Origin of the sequence: Rhizobium ecuadorense, from assembly GCF_001187535.1 — a bacterium.
Classification (GTDB): domain Bacteria; phylum Pseudomonadota; class Alphaproteobacteria; order Rhizobiales; family Rhizobiaceae; genus Rhizobium; species Rhizobium ecuadorense.
On the sequence record NZ_LFIO01000312.1, the window covers coordinates 1 to 369 of the forward strand.

Here is a 369-nt window from a genome sequence, read left to right on the forward strand (position 1 = left end):
CGAGCAAGTCGAATTCCAAGACACCAGGCGGCAGGAACTGGGCGATCGACAGCGGGCTCATCATGAAGACTGGCTTCAATGCCTGAATGGCGAGCGAAGCCTTCTGCATGAGTTGCCGGATTGGCATGTGGTTACGGCGCCGGGCCATTTCTCCTCGAAGGATCCCGACAGGACCGAGGCCGCTGACCGCCGGGATGTTCCTGTGATGTGCCTTCACGACTTCAAGTCGAGAAATTCGCATGCGGTTCCGGTCGAGCGATGCGAATTCGCCAACCAGCCTGCTGTGGACTTCGCCGTCGAATCTCGCGAGATCCGGATCCTGCGAATGCTGATGGCGCAATATCGCCTCGTAGAAAGCCATCGCAAAGT

Annotated in this window: 1 protein-coding gene; it reads right to left on the reverse strand. The window is 58.3% G+C overall.

Annotation, left to right across the window (positions count from 1 at the left end):
• The coding region (locus tag AF337_RS45120; protein WP_152970942.1) for a hypothetical protein at positions 1-369 on the reverse strand (369 nt) is incomplete at both ends.